Source organism: Bacillus sp. FG16 (assembly GCF_057809515.1).
Genome location: NZ_JBMDKC010000294.1, coordinates 1 through 670 on the forward strand (window position 1 = coordinate 1; position 670 = coordinate 670).

At 27.2% G+C, this 670-nt stretch carries 1 pseudogene; it reads right to left on the minus strand.

Features of this window, described 5'->3' with window-relative positions:
- Nucleotides 1–623: pseudogene (locus ACODS7_RS32370) on the minus strand (Tn3 family transposase); the annotation flags it as partial.
- Nucleotides 624–670: the final 47 nt, after the last annotated feature.

Here is a 670-nt window from a genome sequence, read left to right on the forward strand (position 1 = left end):
GCTAATTTAGGACGGTCTAGGATAGAAAATACACGTCTTTGTATGTCTTTAAATACTGTATGTTCGGAAATGTTTTCATCTATTATAACTTGTAAAACATTTCCGACTTTCTTGAAATCCTCCTGGTTTTCTGTGTAATAGTTATATACTTGGTCTTTCGCAAAGGATAAGATATCATCGTTGTATTTTCTCATTTTATAAATAAAACTATTGATCAAATTATCATTCATTCTTTGGTATCGATGAAAAATAAAGCATAATAAATAAAGATTTATAAGGGATTCATTAAACCTTTTTAATTTATATACGGAATAATATTCTACTAAAGAAGCGTAATATTTAATACTTTCATTAGAAATTTTTAATTGTGGCAAAATTGAATTGGCCAGCTGAAAAAGAGGATACATTTCTTTTCCATATTCAATTTCCCGTTTAATTTCATTCATACTAAAGTCTTTAGGTTCATGTTTGATTCGAGTAATCTTATATAAACCAGAAGGATTGTATAATAATTCTTTTAAATGTTGTTTATCCGCCTCGGATAGCTGTTTTTGTATAATCTTTATAAGACGTTTTTGTTCATATGTAATAGCATTTCCTATAACCTCTTGTATAAAGCTATATAAGTTACGTTTAATATTTTAACAATTGTTCAGTTCCTAACCTTTGA